Source organism: Ruegeria sp. S263, from assembly GCF_056780525.1.
Window position 1 is genome coordinate 629,988 of the sequence record NZ_CM165558.1, and the last position, 17,255, is coordinate 647,242.

A 17,255-nucleotide genomic window follows, 5' to 3' on the forward strand; every position below is an offset into this window, starting at 1 on the left:
CAAACTTTCGACTTTTTCGAGAGCAGCCCGACGTCTCAATCGGTGTATCTGTATCTTGTCAGCGTTTGGAAATGCGAGCAGTGAAGTAGTTCACATTGCGCAACTTTTTCTCAACTTCTCCAGTCGAAGAAGCCTGAACCCGCCTTCTGCAGCAGCGTTTTCGCCATGGCGTGGCCCATCTCGGGCCCATCGGCAACCGCACCGGTGATGTCTTCCGAGATGGCCTCGGACCCGTCCGGGCGCAGAACCTCACCTCGCAGGCGCAGGTGGCCGTCCTGTATTTCGGCAAGGCCAGCGATCGGCGTCTCGCACGAACCGTCCAGCGCAGCCAGCAGCGTGCGCTCTGCAGCCAGGCGCTGGCCGGTTTCGGCGTGGTGGATGGCTTCGAGCATACAAGCTGCGCGGGAATTGTCGCTGCGGCGTTCGATACCGATAGTGCCCTGCGCAATGGCAGGCAGCATGTCCTCGGGCGCAATGGCGGTGGCAGGGACGCCGTCCATTTTCAGGCGGCGGATACCGGCCATGGCCAGAAAGGTGCAATCCGCCACGCCATCGGCCAGTTTCTTGAGGCGGGTCTGAACGTTGCCGCGAAATTCAACCACGTTCAGGTCGGGGCGGCGGTTCAGCAACTGCGCCCTTCGGCGCAGGGATGAGGTGCCGACGGTGGCACCCAGCGGCAGGTCGTGGATTGAGGCGAATTGTGGGGAAATGAACGCATCGCGCACATCCTCGCGCGGCAGGAACGTCTCCAGCACCAGCCCGGCGGGCTGTTCGACGGGCATATCCTTGGTGGAATGGACAGCGATGTCGATATCGCCGCGCAGCATCGCCTCTTCGATTTCCTTGGTGAAGAGGCCCTTGTTGCCGATCTCTTTCAACGGGCGGTCCGCGTCGATCATGGCGCGGTTGTCACCAGTGGTCTTGATGACCACGACCTCGAACGCTTCATCCGGCAAGTCGAAAGCCGCGCCCAGTCGCTGCCGTGTCTCATAGGCTTGTGCCAGCGCCAGAGGTGATCCTCGGGTACCGATCTTGAGCGGCGAGTCGGGGGAGGGCAGGGTCAGTGTCATGCGCACAGCTTTAGTCGCGTCACATTGCCCTGACAATGGGGGCAGAGCTTGACAAATTGCCACTGAGGGCCGACCCGTGGCGCAAACCTGATGATTGGGGGCAGACATGGCCGAAACAAAGAAACTGCTGCGGGCGCTGGCGGGTGAGGTGCAGGATGTGCCGCCGATCTGGATGATGCGTCAGGCCGGGCGCTACCTGCCTGAATACCGCGCGACACGGGCGCAGGCAGGGGATTTCCTGTCGCTGTGTTATAACCCCGAACTGGCGGCCGAGGTAACGTTGCAACCAATTCGCCGCTATGGGTTCGATGCGGCGATCTTGTTTGCCGATATCCTGCTGGTACCGCAGGCGCTGGGCGCGGATTTGTGGTTCGTGACCGGCGAGGGACCGCGCCTGTCGACCATCACCCAGCAGGCCGAGTTTGACGCTTTGAAGCCCATGGATGCGATTTACGAGACTTTGTCTCCAGTCTATGAGACCGTGCGTATCCTGTCGCGGGAATTGCCGTCCGAGACAACGTTGATCGGGTTTGCAGGCGCGCCCTGGACGGTGGCGACCTATATGATCGCCGGGCGCGGCACGCCGGATCAGGGCCCGGCCCATGCGCTGCGCGAAGGGAATGTGGCATTGTTCGAGGCGTTGCTGGAGCGGATCACGCTGGCGACGATCGAATACCTCTCGGCCCAGATCGAGGCAGGGGCCGAGGTGGTCAAGATCTTTGACAGCTGGGCCGGGTCGTTGAAGGGGGACGCGTTCCAGAAATACGCCGTTGAGCCGTGCCGGGTCATCACTCAGGCCATCAAGGCGCGCCATCCCGGCATTCCGGTGATCGGTTTCCCGCGTGAGGCCGGTGACGGCTATGTCGGGTTTGCGAAGGCGACCGGAGTGGATTGTGTGGCGCTGGATAACTCGGTCGCGTCGGATTGGGCGGCGGCCCACGTGCAGGTGGATGGCTGTGTTCAAGGCAATCTGGCCTCGTCCCATATGGTGACGGGTGGGCAGGCTTTGGTGGATGAAACGCGCAAGATCGTTGAGGCGTTTTCAAAGGGACCGCATATTTTCAACCTTGGGCATGGGATCACGCCGGATGCCGACCCCGAGAACGTGCAATTGATGATTGACACTGTGCGATCGCGGTAAGCTGGTTGAAGGGGGCCAGCCCCCTTCTTGGCCTGCGGCCAATTCATCCCCCGGGATATTTATAGCCAGGTGAAGGGGCGGATCAGCGCTTTGGGTTGAGTTCGTCCAGAATTTCCGAACGGTGTTCGCCGCGCAATGGGCTGGGCTTAGGTTGCCATGCGTGGTTTGAAAAGCGCGGCGCGGCGGCGGCCTGGAGGGTTCCGTCGATGTTCTGCCATGTCTGGCGCGCGTTGTTCATGGGATGGGAATGTGCCTGTTCGGGGCTAAGCGCGGGGGCGACGCAGGCGTCGGTGTCGTAGAAAAGCATCGCCCAATGATCGCGGGGGTGTCGAGAGAAGATTTCGGATAGGCGCGCGGTGAGCAGTGGCCACAGTTTTGGGTCGTATTGTTTAGTGAAGTCAGGATCCTGTGACAGGCCCAATTTATTGAGGAACTCAGCGTAGAATTTTGGCTCGAGGCATTGCACCGTAATGAACCCTCCGTCGGCGCAACTATAGGTGCGGCTCCAGTGGGGGCCGTCCAGCAGGCTATGGCCGCGTGTTTCCGACAGGTTGCCGGTTTGACGCATGCTCATGAGCAGGTTCATCATATGCGCCGAGCCGTCATAGATGGCGGCATCGACGACGGTACCCTGACCTGTGCGCTGTGCATTGATCAGGCCAGCCATTATGCCTGCGACAAGGTACATCGCGCCGCCCCCGATATCGCCCACCAATGTTGCCGGTGTCTGTGGGGGTTGCCCTGCTGCCGAGGCGTACCAGAGCGCGCCGGACATCGCGATATAGTTCAGGTCGTGGCCCGCCCTGTCCGAAAGGGGGCTGTCCTGCCCCCAGCCCGTCATGCGGCCATAGACCAGTTTGGGGTTGAGGGAGTGGCAGGTTTCGGGTCCGAGGCCGAGTTTTTCCATCACGCCGGGGCGGAAGCCTTCGATCAGTGCGTCGGCTGACGAAATCAGGCGCAAGGCGATCTCAAGATCGGCGTCATCCTTGAGGTTCAGGTCTATGGACCGCTTGCCGCGATCCAGCACGGAACTCTCAGGTATTCCGGGGGTGGTGGGCTGGCCCTTGCGATGGATGGTTATGACATCTGCGCCCAGGTCGGCCAGCATCATGGCCGCGAACGGGCCGGGGCCCAAGCCCTCGACTTCGATGATCCGGATTCCGTTCAGCATTGTGGCCCTCCTTTTCAGGCAGGGTTTCGAGGCTTTGCGGGAATTGCAAGGCCGGATTCTGATGGCTTGCAAGATGGTTACGTGACCACTAGCGTTTCCAGCGGGGATTGGAGAGAGGCTCGGATGCGGTTGTGGATCCTTTTCGGGAGCGTTCTTGCGCTGGCGGTTCTCGCCGGTGTTCTGTCGCGCCTGCATCCCCCTGGAACCATCGTATTGGCTGCGGGTCCCGCGGGTGGGGCCTATGAAACCGTAGCGCAGGACTATGCAGACATATTGGCGCGGGATGGCATCCGGCTTGAAATACTCGAAACGGCCGGATCGGTAGAGAATGCTGATCTGCTGAATAATGGCGAGGTGGATGCCGCTTTTCTGCAAGGTGGAATCAAGGTTGACCCAAACAGAGCCGAAGCTGTCGGTGCCGTATTCTTTGAGCCTGTTGTTTTTCTGGTGAACAAAGACGCGGCCATCCCGCGCAATCCTGCCCTTTGGTCCGGTTTGCGGATCAACAGTGGCGCACCAGGGTCAGGAACGGCGGCGGCGTTTCGTGATCTTGAACGGGCCGTGGGGCTGGCCGAGGACGCAAACGAACATTTCTCAATACCTTATGCCGAAGCTGCGGCTGCCCTGCTTGCGGGTGAACTGGATATCGCAGTCTATGTGGCCCCGATAGAAGCGCCCTATCTCAAGGCGGCCTATGAATCTCCGGGGCTGCGGGTGTTGGACCTGGCCCATGTACAGGCAATTTCCAGACGCCTGACCTATGCGACGGTGGTATCGGTGCCGGCCGGGGGAATGTCTTTGGACCCTGTGCTGCCGCCACGCGCTGTTGAGTTGGTCGCGATCGAGGCACGGTTGGTCGTGCGACCCGATCTGCATCCGGCTTTGGTCAACCGTCTGACGATGGCAGCGATCGAGTTGCACCAGGCAAGGGGCATTATCTCGGACCCGGGCGTTTTCCCGAACATTGACGGCACCGGCCTGAATGTCAGCAATACCGCGCGCCAATTGATCCTTGATGGCCCGTCCACCTGGCATAACTGGCTGCCTTATTGGATTGCCGCGCAGATCAACCGGGTTTTGCTGCTGTTGTTGCCGTTCTTTTTTATCGTGGTTCCGTTGATGCGGCTGCTGCCCTTTGCCTATGCCTACGCGATGCGCTGGCGTGTTTGGCAACATTACCCCGAAATCCGCGATATCGAGCTGGAATTGGCCAATGACCCAAGCGACGCCGAGTTGGACATGATGCAGGCGCATTTGAGTGAACTGGATGAGCGTCTGGCTGCGCTGCGGTTGCCGGCTGCTTATCGGCAGGGGCAATACGACGCTCGGTTGCACGTTGAGTTGATCCAGAAGCGAATAGCCGAATTGCGCAATGCCGGACCCGCTTGAGGCTGTTGGCGCGTACAAAAATGCGCAGGACCCTGTGCGGAATGGGCCTGTTCTGTGTCGGTTCGCCGGGGTAATGTCCCCGCCAGAACGGGGAAAGTGAATGACACCAATTCTGTCCATCAGGGACTTGCGCAAATCCTATGCCGACGGTTTCGAGGCGCTGAAGGGCGTCTCATTGGATATTGAAGAAGGTGAGATTCTTGCGCTGCTGGGGCCAAACGGAGCGGGCAAGACGACCCTGATTTCAACCGTTTGCGGGATCACGACCCCGACTTCCGGGTCGGTGACGGTAGGCGGGCATGATATCCAGACCGATTTTCGGGCCGCCCGTCGAATGATTGGGCTGGTTCCGCAAGAGATTGCGTTGGAGCCATTCGAGAAAGTTTGGAATACGGTGCGGTTTTCGCGCGGGTTGTTCGGGTATGGTGCTGACAATTCTCGGATCGAGGAAATCCTGCGCAAGCTGTCCTTGTGGGACAAGCGCAAGAACGCGATCAAGGAATTGTCAGGCGGCATGAAGCGCCGCGTTCTGATCGCCAAGGCACTGGCGCATGAACCGCGGGTGTTGTTTCTGGACGAGCCCACAGCCGGTGTTGATGTTGAGCTGCGCAAAGACATGTGGGAGATCGTGGCCGAGCTGAAACAGGCAGGCGTCACCATCATTCTGACCACGCATTACATTGAAGAAGCCGAGGCCATCGCTGACCGCGTGGGGGTCATCGACAAGGGTGAATTGCTGCTGGTTCAGGACAAGAACACGCTTATGGCCCAGATGGGCAAGAAGCAGATCGAGGTCATGCTGACAGAACCCATTCAATCCATTCCCAAAGCCCTGGCCGAGCACAACCTGACTTTGAACGGAAACGGTGATGTGCTGATCTATACTTATGATATCCACGCCGACCGGACAGGCATCACCACCTTGCTGAATGACGTGGCCCAGGCGGGGTTGGTGTTGCGCGATGTACAGACCCGTCAGTCGAGCCTTGAGGAAATTTTTGTTAATCTAGTGTCCGGAGCCCCCGCATGAACTGGTCCGCCGTCGCCGCCATTTACCGGTTCGAAATGGCCCGGTTCTTTCGAACACTGGCGCAGAGCTTTCTGTCTCCGGTCCTGTCGACTTCGTTGTATTTCGTGGTTTTTGGCACCGCAATCGGCAGCCGTATCCAAGAGATCGAGGGCGTATCTTATGGTGCGTTCATCGTACCGGGGCTTATCATGCTGTCGGTAGTGATGCTGTCGATCTCGAACGCGTCCTTTGGGATTTATTTTCCCAAGTTTCTAGGCACGATATACGAACTGCTATCCGCCCCCGTGAACTTTATCGAGATTGTGATCGGCTACGTCGGAGCCGCCGCGACAAAGGCACTGTTCGTGGGGGTGGTGATCCTGATTACCGCCACGTTCTTTGTGGATCTAAGGATCGAACACCCTTTTGCGATGGTGTGGTTTCTGGTTCTGACCTGTCTCAGCTTTTCGCTGCTGGGGTTCATAATAGGCATCTGGGCCAGCAATTTTGAACAGATGTCACTGGTCCCACAATTGGTGGTGACGCCTCTTATCTTTCTGGGTGGTACGTTCTATTCGATTTCGATGCTGCCTCCAGTGTGGCAGACAATCACCCTGTTCAACCCGGTGGTTTATCTGATTTCCGGGTTCCGCTGGTCCTTCTATGGGCTTGCCGATGTTCCCATTGGGTTCAGCCTTTTGGCAATTTTGGTGTTCACCGGCATCTGTCTGGGCATCATCGGGTGGATTTTCAAAACAGGCTGGCGCATTCGCAGCTAGGCGATCCGTGGCGTTGCATTTTTGCCCGTCATGTGTGTGAATCTGGTTCACGTCGCGTTTTAGGCCCCAGCGGTCCCTTGTTTACCGGTTGGCTGCACTCTACATCGGCATCCATGAAACTCAGCCTGCCGTTTCTCAAAAAACAACCCAGCGTCGCTGTCGTGCGATTGTCCGGTGCCATCGGAATGGCCGGACGTGCGTCGATGTCTGATACTTCGCTTGCCCCGGTACTTGAGAAAGCCTTTCGCAAGGGAAAACCCTCTGCGGTGGCGCTTGAAATTAACTCGCCCGGAGGGTCACCGGTTCAAAGCTCGTTGATTGGCGCCCGCATACGGCGGCTGTCTGACGAACTGAATGTGCCGGTCATTGCATTTGTCGAGGATGTTGCAGCCTCGGGCGGGTACTGGCTGGCAGCGGCAGCCGATGAAATCTATGCAGACGACAGTTCGGTTCTTGGCTCGATCGGGGTGATCTCGTCCGGGTTCGGGGCGCATGTGTTGCTGAAACGTCAGGGAATTGAACGTCGTGTCCACACGGCCGGGCAGTCAAAGTCCATGCTGGACCCGTTCTCTCCGGAAAAGAAAGAGGATGTCGCGCGGCTCGAAAGATTGCTGGCCGATATTCACGACAATTTCATCACCCATGTAAAAAACCGCCGGGGCGCAAAGTTGGATGAGAACGAGGACCTGTTCACCGGCGAGGTCTGGTTAGCCCGGCGCGCGCGGGAATTGGGGCTGATCGACGGTATCGCCCATCTTAAGCCAAAGATGCAGGAGCGTTTCGGCGACAAGGTAAAGTTCCGTCGATACGGCCTTCGCAAACCGCTGTGGTCTCGGTTCGGGGCGTCACTGGCCCAGGATGCGATTGCCGGCCTTGAGGAGCGCGCGGCCTACGCGCGTTTCGGTTTGTAACGTGATTATCAAGATCGTAACCCTTTTTCTGATTGCTATGGGTGTCCTAGCCATGTTCGGGAAACTGCGCTTTCCGGGACAGCAGAGGTTGCAGTCTTCAAGATGCCCGCGCTGCGGGCGGTTCAGGATCGGCAAAGGTCCTTGCGCCTGCGAAAAAGGAGGCCGTACATGACGGCATGGCTGCTTTCCGGCCTCGGGCTGCTGATCCTGCTGTTGGCGGGTGATGCGCTGGTGCGTGGTGCGGTGAACCTGAGCCTGCGTCTGGGCGTGCCCGCGCTGATCGTCAGTCTGACAATCGTGGCCTTTGGCACCTCGGCCCCCGAACTGCTGATTGCCATCAGCGCCATCAAGGAAAATGCGCCGGGGATCGCGCTGGGGAATGTGGTGGGGTCGAACACGGCCAATATCCTTTTGGTGCTGGGTCTGCCTGCGCTTTTGGCGACGCTGCACACCAGTGAATGCGACAGCCGCAAGAACTATGTCTTCATGTTGCTGGCCTCAGTTCTTTTCATCGGACTGGCCTTCTGTGGCATATTCAATTTGTACAGCGGTGCGATCCTGTTGGCCGCGCTTGGTCTTGTTCTGTGGAATGCGTTCCGCGAGGCCCACGCTCACCGCAAGGCCTGCGGCGAAGCCTGCGCCGACGATGAAGAGCTTGACGGGCTGGAAGAAGCCGACCCGGACATGCCTTATTGGAAGATCTCGATCTATTTGGTTCTGGGTCTGATCGGGTTGCCGATGGGGGCGCATCTGCTGGTGGATAATGCGACCGTCATCGCACGCACCTATGGCGTCAGCGAAACCGTGATCGGCCTGACATTGGTCGCGGTCGGGACCTCGCTGCCGGAATTGGCAACGACTGTCATGGCCGCCCTGCGCCGTCAGGCGGACGTTGCGTTAGGCAATGTGATCGGCTCGAACATGTTCAACCTGCTGGCCATCGTGGGCATCGCCACACTGGTCGGGCCTATTCCGGTTGATCAGGAATTCCTGCGGTTCGATCTGTGGGTCATGTTGGGCGCGTCGCTGTTGCTGATCCCGTTTGTGTTCTTCAAAAAAGACATCACGCGTGGGTGGGGACTGTTATTGACTCTGCTCTATGCGGTCTACGTCATCTCTTTGTTGGCGTGACTTGATTAAGAGGGAGTACGTATGACCCGAGCGTTGGTAACCGGTGCAGGAATCCGCCTTGGCCGAGCCATGGCCTTGTACCTTGCCCAACGCGGGTATGATGTTGCTGTGCATTACGCGACTTCTGCCGATCCTGCCGCCGAGGTTGTATCCGAGGTTCAGGCCATGGGTCGCAAGGCTATCGCATTGCAGGCCGACCTGCTGGACGAGGCGCAGGTCCAGACGGTTTTGCCGCGCGCGGCTGAGGCTTTGGGCGGGCCAATTACCTGTTTGGTCAACAACGCCTCGATCTTTGAATATGATAACATCCATACGGCGACCCGTGAAAGCTGGGATCGGCATCTGGACAGTAATCTGCGCGCGCCCTTCGTTCTGACACAGGCAATGGCAGAGCAGGATCTGGAACCGGATACCGACGATGCGGGAGAGCCCGTGGCAGTTGGCCTGATCGTCAACATGGTTGATATGCGTGTCCGTAAACTGACGCCCGAGTTCATGTCCTACACCATTGCCAAGATGGGTCTTTGGGCGCTGACCCGCACGGCGGCGCAGGCCCTAACCCCCGCGATCCGCGTCAACGCGATCGGCCCCGGCCCGACGATGCAGGGCCACAGGCAAAGCGAAGATCACTTCAAGGCGCAGCGCGCTAATACCGTGCTTGAACGCGGCGCGAACCCATCTGATATCACCGCTGCGCTGGGATATTTTCTGGACGCGCATGCCGTGACCGGGCAGTTACTATGCGTCGATGGCGGGCAGCATCTTGGATGGCAAACTCCGGATGTTTTGGGGGTTGAATAGGCATCTTTGCCTCAAGTTTTGCACCGCTCGCATTTCCGTTACTTGCGCGTTACAAAATTGTCTTTTTTTTCATACACTTGCCATGTGTATGAAAAAATTACATTTAAAAACAGACAGTTAACATGACGCCTATTTTTTGTGCAAATCAAGGAATCCTTAATGAATCAAGGGAAAATCGAGACCCTTGGAAACTTATCTTCATAGTTATCCACAGAAACCGTGGATTTGTTTTCTCTTGAATTGAGACGCTTAAGATTGCAGCCATGGTCAGGGAATCATATTTCGGACTCATGACCACCCAGAACGAATCGAACCCCGACGGCCAAGCCACTGGATACAAATGTATACAGCGTTATGTGAAAACGCTGGACAGTTCTCCGGGCGTTTACAGGATGTTGGATGCGGACAGCCGGGTTCTGTACGTGGGCAAGGCGCGGAACCTGAAGGCGCGGGTGTCGAACTATACGCGGCCCGGTCATTCGGGGCGGATCGAGAAGATGATCGCCGCGACCGCCTCGATGATGTTTCTGACCACGCGGACCGAGACCGAGGCGCTGCTGCTGGAACAGAACCTGATCAAGCAGCTCAAGCCGAAATACAATGTGCTGCTGCGCGATGATAAGAGTTTTCCGAACATTCTGGTCGCCAAGGATCATGGGTTTCCGCAAATCAAGAAGCATCGTGGGGCGAAGAAAGAAAAGGGCGCCTATTTTGGCCCCTTCGCCAGTGCGGGTGCCGTTAACCGGACGCTGAACCAGTTGCAAAAGGCGTTCTTGCTGCGCAACTGCTCGGATTCCATGTTCGATAGCCGCACGCGGCCCTGTCTGCTGTTTCAGATCAAGCGCTGTTCGGGGCCGTGCGTTGGGCTGATCTCGGAAAGCGATTACTGCGAAAGCGTCAAGGATGCCGAACGCTTTCTGTCGGGCCGGTCGACCAAGGTGCAGGAAGAACTGGCTGAACAGATGATGGCCGCCTCCGAGGCGATGGAGTTTGAACGTGCCGCCAGCCTGCGCGACCGCATTCGGGCGCTGACGCAGGTGCAGACGTCCCAGGGCATCAACCCGCGCGGCGTGGCCGAGGCGGATGTGATCGGCCTCTATATGGAGAGCGGGCAGGCTTGTGTGCAGGTGTTCTTTATCCGCGCCAACCAGAACTGGGGAAACAAGGATTTTTACCCTCGGGTGGGGGCGGATGTGTCGCCAGCCGAGGTGATGGAGGCGTTCCTTGGTCAGTTCTACGACAACAAGGAACCGCCGCGTCAGTTGATCCTGTCGGATGCGGTCGAAAACGCCGATCTGATGCAGGACGCATTGTCGGAAAAGGCCGGGCGCAAGGTGGAAATCCTTGTCCCCCAGCGCGGCGAGAAGCAGGAACTGGTCGCGGGTGCCCTGCGCAACGCGCGTGAATCACTTGCCCGCCGCATGTCGGAAAGCGCCACGCAGGCCAAGCTGTTGCGCGGCGTGGCCGAGGCGTTTGACCTGGACAGCCCGCCAAGCCGGATCGAGGTCTACGACAACAGCCATATACAGGGCACCAATGCGGTGGGCGGGATGATCGTGGCGGGCCCCGAAGGGTTCATGAAAAACGCCTATCGCAAGTTCAACATCCGTGGGGATGATCTGACCCCCGGCGACGACTTTGGCATGATGAAAGAGGTCCTAACCCGCCGCTTTACCCGCCTGTTGAAAGAAGACCCCGACCGCGACAAGGGGCATTGGCCGGACCTGTTGTTGATCGACGGTGGCGCGGGTCAGGTGAGCGCGGTGCATGAAATCATGGTCGAACATGGCGTCGAAGACATCCCGATGGTCGGTGTCGCCAAGGGCGTGGATCGCGACCACGGCAAAGAGGAATTCCACCGCATCGGCCAGCGCGCCTTTGCGCTGAAACGCAATGATCCGGTGCTGTATTTCATCCAGCGCCTGCGGGATGAGGCGCATAGATTCGCCATCGGCACCCATCGTGCGAAACGTGCCAAAGCGGTGGGGGCGACGCCTCTGGACGAAATCCCCGGCGTCGGGGCGGCGCGTAAACGCGCGTTGCTAACTCATTTCGGCAGCGCCAAGGCGGTCAGCCGGGCCAACCTGGCGGATTTGAAAGCGGTTGAGGGGATCTCAGCCGGGTTGGCGCAGAAGGTCTATGATTTCTTCCATGACAAGGGCTAGGCTCGCCGTCCGCGCCACAGGATATAGAGGCCCGAGGCCACGATCAGCGCCGACCCGATCCACATGGTCTGGTCCAGTCGCTCACCAAACATGACCACGCCCAGCCCGATCCCGAACAACAGCCGGGAATAGCGGAAGGGCGTGACGGATGAGACCTCGCCTGTGCGCATCGCCTTCATCAGCGAGGCATAGGCCAAGACGCCCACCACGATTGCGCCTGTCATGTGCAGGCTGACATGCGGGGTAAGGGGCTGCATCGGTGTCCCCTCCCAAAACCGATAGGCCAGCCCGGCGATGATGATGCAGAGGAAACCGTAGTAACCCAGCACCTCGGTCCCCAGTGAGGCGGGCGCAGCGCGGCTGGCCAGATCACGGCCCGCGAACCCCAGCATCCCCAGCACCGCAAGGATGGACAGGGGCGAAAAGCTGTCTCCGGTCGGTTGAATGATGATCACGACGCCGATCAGCCCGACCAGAATGGCGCTCCACCTCCGCCAGCCGACGGTTTCGCCAAAGACCAGCGCGGCCCCCGCGACAACGACCAGAGGCGTGGCTTGCAAGATCACCGTGGCGGATGAAAGCGGCGTCAGTGCGATGGCTAGCACATAGAACAGCCGCCCCAGAATTTCAAACACCACACGTACTTTCATGGGGCGCGACAGTACATCTTCCTGAAACAGCCGCGAGCCGCGAAGCAGGGCCACCGCCGCATAGATCACCGCGCCGCCCGCGCCAAACAGGACTAGCACCTGCCAGATCGGAATCGCCGCCGAGGCCGCCTTGATCAGCGCATCCTCAAGCGCGAACAGCGCCATTGCGGCGATCATCCACGCGCTGCCGATCAGGTTGGATCGGGGATCGGTTTGAATGTGCTGTGTCATGTTTTGCTCTGTCTGGACCGCGCGCCAATCTGACCGCAAAGCCCCCGCGCGCCAAGCCGCGCATTCGGGGTTGCGACCCTTTGACCCCGGGCGCCACAACTACCTGTGATCGGGTCAGATTTTCGATGGGCCACCTTTTATGTCCTGAACCGGCGATGTAGGGTCGGGTCATGAAGTGGAACTTGCCCAATATTCTGACCGTTCTTCGCCTGCTTGCGGCCCCCGGTCTGGCCGTGATGTTTCTGTATTTCACCCGACCCTATGCGGACTGGTTTGCCCTGATCCTGTTCCTGTCTGCCGCAATCACCGACTGGTTTGATGGCTATCTGGCGCGGGCGTGGAAACAGGAAACCAAGATTGGTGCAATGCTGGACCCGATTGCTGACAAAGCAATGGTGGTGATCGCGCTGATGATCCTTGTTGGATATTCCACCGAACACTGGACGCCGTGGCTGGTACTGCCCGCAACCGTGATCCTGTTCCGCGAGGTGTTTGTCTCGGGCCTGCGCGAATATCTGGGCGATGTGGCGGGGACGCTGAAAGTGACCAAGCTGGCCAAGTGGAAGACCACCGCGCAGATGGTTGCGATCGCTATCTTGTTTTCGCAAGGGATATTCGAGCATAACTTTGTGATGTCCACGTTCGGAATGGATCCTACGACCATTGATCAGGTTCTTACGGGACAGGTAGGTGATGTAAACAACATCCGCTGGCACCTTGAAGGGATGTTCTGGTCGGGCCGGATCGGATTGTGGCTGTTGTGGATCGCAGCGACCCTGACATTGATCACGGGCTACGACTACCTACGTAAAGCCATGCCCCATCTGAAGGAGAGTTAAGCGATGGACGTGCTGTATTTCGCCTGGGTGCGCGAGCGCATTGGCCTGCCGAAAGAGCGGGTGGAAACCGAAGCCGCGACCGTTTCCGATCTGGTCGCGGAACTTAGCGCGCGCGAGGATCGCTATGCCGCAGCCTTTGCTGATCTTTCGGCGCTGCGCGTGGCGCTCGATCAGGAGCTTTCGGACTTTGACGCGCCGCTTGCCGGGGTTCGTGAAGTCGCGTTCTTCCCTCCCATGACCGGCGGCTAATCCATGCGTATCGTGGTTCAGGAAGAGGCGTTTGATCTGGGGGCCGAAGCCAACGCCTTTGCCGCGAGTGATGCCGCAAACGGGGCGATTGTGACATTTACCGGCGTTGTCCGTGATCTGGCTGCGGCCGATTTGGATGTCATGGAGATTGAACATTATCCCGGCATGACCGAACGTGCCCTGACCAAGATCGCGGAAGAGGCGCAAAGCCGCTGGTCACTGGGTGATGTCCTTGTCATCCACCGCCACGGGCGACTGGCTCCGGGGGATCGGATCATGATGGTGGCAACCGCCGCACCGCACCGCAAGGATGCGTTCGAGGCTGCAGAATTTCTGATGGACTACCTGAAATCCCGCGCACCGTTTTGGAAAAAGGAAATCACGTCGGATGGGGCCGATTGGGTGGCCGCCAAGGACGAGGATGAAGACGCGCTGACCCGGTGGTAGGTCAGTCCGCGTTGTTGATACGGCCCCGCAGTTCCTCGGCCTCCTGACGTGCAGCGCGCAGGCCATCCATGGCTGCGGACAATTCCGCCTCGGCCTGCGTCAGTTGGTTGGTCAGTTCCGCTTCACGCTGTTGCAGGTAGGTAATCGCCTGATCGCGGGTCTCTTCGGCTTCGTGCAATTCCTGACTCATGCGGTCCAGATCGGCCACATCGCTTTGACGCACACGCGACAGGCGGTGCGCAAGCCAGTTCGCGAACCAGCCCATGCAGAATGCCGCAAACAGGATAACGGCGGTGGCGATGATGAATTCGATTCTGTTCAACTTACTGTTCCTCTGCGCCGGTATTTTCGGCTTCTGGCTGCGCGTCTTCCGAGTCGCCTGTCGTGGCTTCCATCGCCTCAAGCCCGGTTTCGGAATTGGCGACAGGTTCGGGTCGGATCAGTCGGAACTCGATCCGGCGATTTTCCTCACGGCCTTCTTCGGTGTCGTTATCTGCGATGGGCTGGGTTTCACCATAGCCGACGGCCGAATAGCTGCCGGTTGGAATCCGGCGGCCGCGCAATTCGTTCAGAATGGACTGTGCCCGCGCCTGGCTGAGTTGTTGGTTCATCTCTTCGCGGCCCTGACTGTCGGTATGGCCCTGAATCTCCATCCGGATTGGTCCGCACTTTCGCAAAATGTCGGCAATTTGGTTCACAGTATCGCGCGAGTCTGACGCAATCGTGGCCGAGCCCGGCTCGAAGGCAATTTTGGTTGCTGCCTGAATTTCCGCGATCTGCTCCTCACACATTTCGGGGTCCGGCAGCGTGTCTTCTGGTTCAGGGGGTGCTTGATAGGTGATGGACAGAGTATAGTCCTGCGCGTCCCCCAGTTTTTCGGACAGCAGACCGGCGATGCGTGCCTTGGACTCGGGATCGTGACTGATGCCGCTAAGGACGACATCATCCGGCGTTACTGTCAGAGCGCCATTGTGCAGGTGAGACAGGGCTTCGAGCCCGGCCAGCACGCGCACGGGCCAGTCTGACGGTAAATCGGGGGCAATCCGAGCGGCGGTATAAACTCGTTCAGACCCAAAAGCCGCCCGTGCGAAACTGTCGACCATGTCGCGCGCCGCTTCGTCACCCAAACGGCCGCGCATCTGCACCAGACCTTCAGGGCTGCGTGTTGCGGAGAACTCTGTCGGACCTGCAGGTGCGTCTTCGGTCGGTTCCGGCAATACGGCGTGCAAGGCGAAAACACCGGGCAGAGCGGCCTCAAGCTCGCCTACGATCCTGTCAAAAAGCGCGGGATTGGTGCCTTCGGCGGCGACCAGCGTTACATCAGCATCCGAAATTGTGATTGAACCCTGACCAATTTCCGCCAGCGCGCGAATGCCCAGAGATGCAGCCTCGGGCCAGCGGGGCGATGGCACACCCAGCCCGATCGTGCAGGAATACGGACCCGTCAGACCAGCACCTTGCGCCGCTTGGATTATCGTGTCGCGCGCTTCTTCGTCTTGCGCCGAGCACGCATCAAAGGTCCCGCCGGACTCATCAATCAAATAACGCAGGGTGAAAGGCGTGATCACCGGTCTTGGGGCTGAAATGGACAGCCCGATGCGCAGGCTAGGGGGAGCTGCCCGGGTCAAGTCCTGTTCCAGTTGCTCTTTTTCCTGCTGGCTGTCTGCGATGGCCGTGATCTTGACCAGTCCGGGGCTGGCCGAGATTTTGGCGCGCGGCAGACGCGCCAGAGCCTCAACCGAATAGTTTAACGCTTCTTCCCAGCCTTTCGGCTTTGGATAGTCTGCGGTTTCCATCAGGTCCGAGACCTTGCCGCCATCCAGATTGCGAAGCCGGTCTACCAACGCGTCCCGGTCCTGGCTGGCAGGTATGAGGCCAATAACCGAAATGCCGCCGTCGTTGCGCAGGATTTCTGCGGAAAAGCGTGGTGGAGCCAACTGACGCGTCGCTTCAACCTGCATCTCGTCAATGACGCGCGACGTATCAACTTCGGTCCCAGCGGCTGTTAATGCGTTGAAACGGGCGGCCTCATCCTGTGCGGTTCCGGTCAGGATGACTCGCAGGCCGTCGGATTCAACTTCGGCCCAGTCATGGCCTTTAAGGTCCAGCGCGCGCCGCACTGCGAATTCGGATGCCTCTTCGACCTTTGTCACCGCGTAACTGGCCGCCAGCAGGGATACTCCGGCTGACACGAGGAAAATCAGGGCAACGGCGATGAAATAGGGCAGGCGCATGTGCGGGCAATCGACTCCTCGGGTGATTGAGCAGCACTCTTACAGAGGCCTGCGCCGAGGTGCAATCAGACCAGCAACGCGACGCCAAGGAAGATCAGCGGAATAAGGCCGGTGTCCCGATTGGCGCGGAACAATTGCAGCAGCTTGGCGTTGTCATCCGTGTCCAATCCGCGCAACTGCCACGCCATATGCCATCCCATCGCCCAAGGACCGAAAAGAGCCACGAACAGTGCAAGGGTCGACGCCTGTGCCGTTGCTGCGTCGATGATCGCAAGGCCCATTAACGCGACGGTTGCGACAAGGAAGTATTTCAGCCATTTCGCCGTGTTCTCACCAAATAGACGGGCGGTGGATTTGATGCCGATCAGCTCGTCATCTTCGGCGTCCTGATGGGCATAGATCGTGTCATAGAACAACGTCCACGCGATGCCTGCCAGATACAGCGTGATTGCGGGAACGCTGACTGTTCCCGTATGCGCGGCCCAAGTCAGAAGGATGCCCCAATTGAACGCGAGGCCCAGAAACACCTGCGGCCACCAAGTGAAGCGTTTGGCGAAAGGGTAGATCGTTACAGGAAGCAGAGACAGCACGCCCATTGCTATGGCGGCCCGATTGAAGGTCAGCAGGATCATCAACGCCAAAAGGCATTGCAGCACCATCCAGAACGCAGCCTGCCGCACACTGACTTGTCCCGAAGGAATGGGTCGCGACCGGGTGCGTTCGACCTGAGCATCGAATTCTCGGTCGGTGATATCATTCCATGTGCAGCCCGCGCCCCGCATCAGGAACGCACCGATGGCACAGGCGACAGCGATCCAAAGATCTTCCAAACGCGGATTGCCGTCGCTCAGGATCGCCAGCGCCAGACCCCACCAGCAGGGGATCAGCAATAGCCATGTGCCGATGGGCCGGTCTGCACGGCTCAGGCGCAAGTATGGCCGGGCGAAAGCGGGCGCGTGTGTATCGACCCAGTTGCCGGATACCGCATCGGCGACCTGACCGTCTGGTGTTGGGGCGTTGCCTTGCATATGTAACGTC

The 17,255-nt window shown here is 59.0% G+C and carries 17 protein-coding genes; 11 read left to right on the top strand and 6 right to left on the bottom strand.

What is annotated here, in order from left to right:
* Positions 1-110: 110 nt before the first annotated feature.
* Complete coding sequence (gene hemC, locus ACT2B1_RS03100) at positions 111-1,070, bottom strand: hydroxymethylbilane synthase (protein WP_481668551.1); 960 nt, start codon at positions 1,068-1,070, stop codon at positions 111-113.
* Between the two features lie 106 nt (positions 1,071-1,176).
* Between hemC and hemE the strand changes: the two genes are divergently transcribed.
* Complete coding sequence (gene hemE / locus ACT2B1_RS03105; protein ID WP_481668552.1) at positions 1,177-2,211, top strand: uroporphyrinogen decarboxylase; 1,035 nt, start codon at positions 1,177-1,179, stop codon at positions 2,209-2,211.
* 82 nt (positions 2,212-2,293) lie between these two features.
* Here hemE and ACT2B1_RS03110 read toward each other — a convergent pair whose 3' ends face one another.
* Positions 2,294-3,382, bottom strand: a complete 1,089-nt coding sequence (locus ACT2B1_RS03110; RefSeq protein ID WP_481668553.1) for a CaiB/BaiF CoA transferase family protein — start codon at positions 3,380-3,382, stop codon at positions 2,294-2,296.
* A 123-nt stretch (positions 3,383-3,505) separates the two neighbouring features.
* Here ACT2B1_RS03110 and ACT2B1_RS03115 point away from each other — a divergent pair, with 123 nt between their 5' ends.
* The 7 genes from ACT2B1_RS03115 (at position 3,506) to uvrC (ending at position 11,567) form a co-directional block, all read left to right on the top strand.
* Positions 3,506-4,771, top strand: a complete 1,266-nt coding sequence (locus tag ACT2B1_RS03115; RefSeq protein ID WP_171124285.1) for a TAXI family TRAP transporter solute-binding subunit — start codon at positions 3,506-3,508, stop codon at positions 4,769-4,771.
* A gap of 100 nt (positions 4,772-4,871) precedes the next feature.
* On the top strand, positions 4,872-5,801 hold the full coding sequence (locus tag ACT2B1_RS03120) for an ABC transporter ATP-binding protein (RefSeq protein WP_171211708.1): 930 nt from the start codon (positions 4,872-4,874) through the stop codon (positions 5,799-5,801).
* The gene (locus ACT2B1_RS03125; protein WP_171124289.1) at positions 5,798-6,559 is read left to right on the top strand and encodes an ABC transporter permease; all 762 of its coding nucleotides are present in this window, start codon (positions 5,798-5,800) and stop codon (positions 6,557-6,559) included. Before ACT2B1_RS03120 ends, ACT2B1_RS03125 begins: the two co-directional genes overlap by 4 nt.
* Before the next feature lie 113 nt (positions 6,560-6,672).
* The gene (locus ACT2B1_RS03130) at positions 6,673-7,470 is read left to right on the top strand and encodes a S49 family peptidase (protein ID WP_171122761.1); all 798 of its coding nucleotides are present in this window, start codon (positions 6,673-6,675) and stop codon (positions 7,468-7,470) included.
* 168 nt (positions 7,471-7,638) lie between these two features.
* Positions 7,639-8,601, top strand: a complete 963-nt coding sequence (locus ACT2B1_RS03135; protein ID WP_171122759.1) for a calcium/sodium antiporter — start codon at positions 7,639-7,641, stop codon at positions 8,599-8,601.
* 21 nt (positions 8,602-8,622) lie between these two features.
* On the top strand, positions 8,623-9,402 hold the full coding sequence (locus ACT2B1_RS03140) for an SDR family oxidoreductase (protein WP_171122757.1): 780 nt from the start codon (positions 8,623-8,625) through the stop codon (positions 9,400-9,402).
* Positions 9,403-9,692: 290 nt separating this feature from the next.
* Positions 9,693-11,567 carry an excinuclease ABC subunit UvrC gene (gene uvrC, locus ACT2B1_RS03145; protein ID WP_171239969.1) on the top strand — a complete coding sequence of 625 codons (1,875 nt, stop codon included), beginning with the start codon at positions 9,693-9,695 and terminating at the stop codon, positions 11,565-11,567.
* Here uvrC and ACT2B1_RS03150 read toward each other — a convergent pair.
* Entirely contained in the window at positions 11,564-12,448 is an 885-nt protein-coding gene (locus ACT2B1_RS03150; protein WP_171239942.1) for a DMT family transporter, read from the bottom strand. The genes uvrC and ACT2B1_RS03150 overlap by 4 nt on opposite strands.
* 170 nt (positions 12,449-12,618) lie before the next feature.
* Here ACT2B1_RS03150 and pgsA point away from each other — a divergent pair, with 170 nt between their 5' ends.
* The 3 genes from pgsA to ACT2B1_RS03165 are packed head-to-tail and all read left to right on the top strand — an operon-like array spanning position 12,619 to position 13,983.
* On the top strand, positions 12,619-13,287 hold the full coding sequence (pgsA, locus tag ACT2B1_RS03155; protein WP_171122753.1) for a CDP-diacylglycerol--glycerol-3-phosphate 3-phosphatidyltransferase: 669 nt from the start codon (positions 12,619-12,621) through the stop codon (positions 13,285-13,287).
* A 3-nt stretch (positions 13,288-13,290) separates the two neighbouring features.
* Positions 13,291-13,536 (top strand): molybdopterin converting factor subunit 1, encoded by a 246-nt coding sequence (moaD, locus tag ACT2B1_RS03160; RefSeq protein WP_142635267.1) that lies wholly within the window; start codon positions 13,291-13,293, stop codon positions 13,534-13,536.
* 3 nt (positions 13,537-13,539) lie between these two features.
* Positions 13,540-13,983, top strand: a complete 444-nt coding sequence (locus ACT2B1_RS03165; protein WP_171124299.1) for a molybdenum cofactor biosynthesis protein MoaE — start codon at positions 13,540-13,542, stop codon at positions 13,981-13,983.
* A gap of 1 nt (position 13,984) precedes the next feature.
* Here ACT2B1_RS03165 and ACT2B1_RS03170 read toward each other — a convergent pair whose 3' ends face one another.
* The 3 genes from ACT2B1_RS03170 to ubiA all read right to left on the bottom strand — a co-directional run bounded on the left by ACT2B1_RS03170 (position 13,985) and on the right by ubiA (position 17,245).
* Positions 13,985-14,305 carry a hypothetical protein gene (locus tag ACT2B1_RS03170; protein ID WP_170387322.1) on the bottom strand — a complete coding sequence of 107 codons (321 nt, stop codon included), beginning with the start codon at positions 14,303-14,305 and terminating at the stop codon, positions 13,985-13,987.
* 1 nt (position 14,306) lies between these two features.
* Positions 14,307-16,217 (bottom strand): OmpA family protein, encoded by a 1,911-nt coding sequence (locus ACT2B1_RS03175; protein WP_481668554.1) that lies wholly within the window; start codon positions 16,215-16,217, stop codon positions 14,307-14,309.
* 65 nt (positions 16,218-16,282) lie between these two features.
* The gene (ubiA, locus tag ACT2B1_RS03180) at positions 16,283-17,245 is read right to left on the bottom strand and encodes a 4-hydroxybenzoate octaprenyltransferase (protein ID WP_481668555.1); all 963 of its coding nucleotides are present in this window, start codon (positions 17,243-17,245) and stop codon (positions 16,283-16,285) included.
* Between the last annotated feature and the right edge of the window lie 10 nt (positions 17,246-17,255).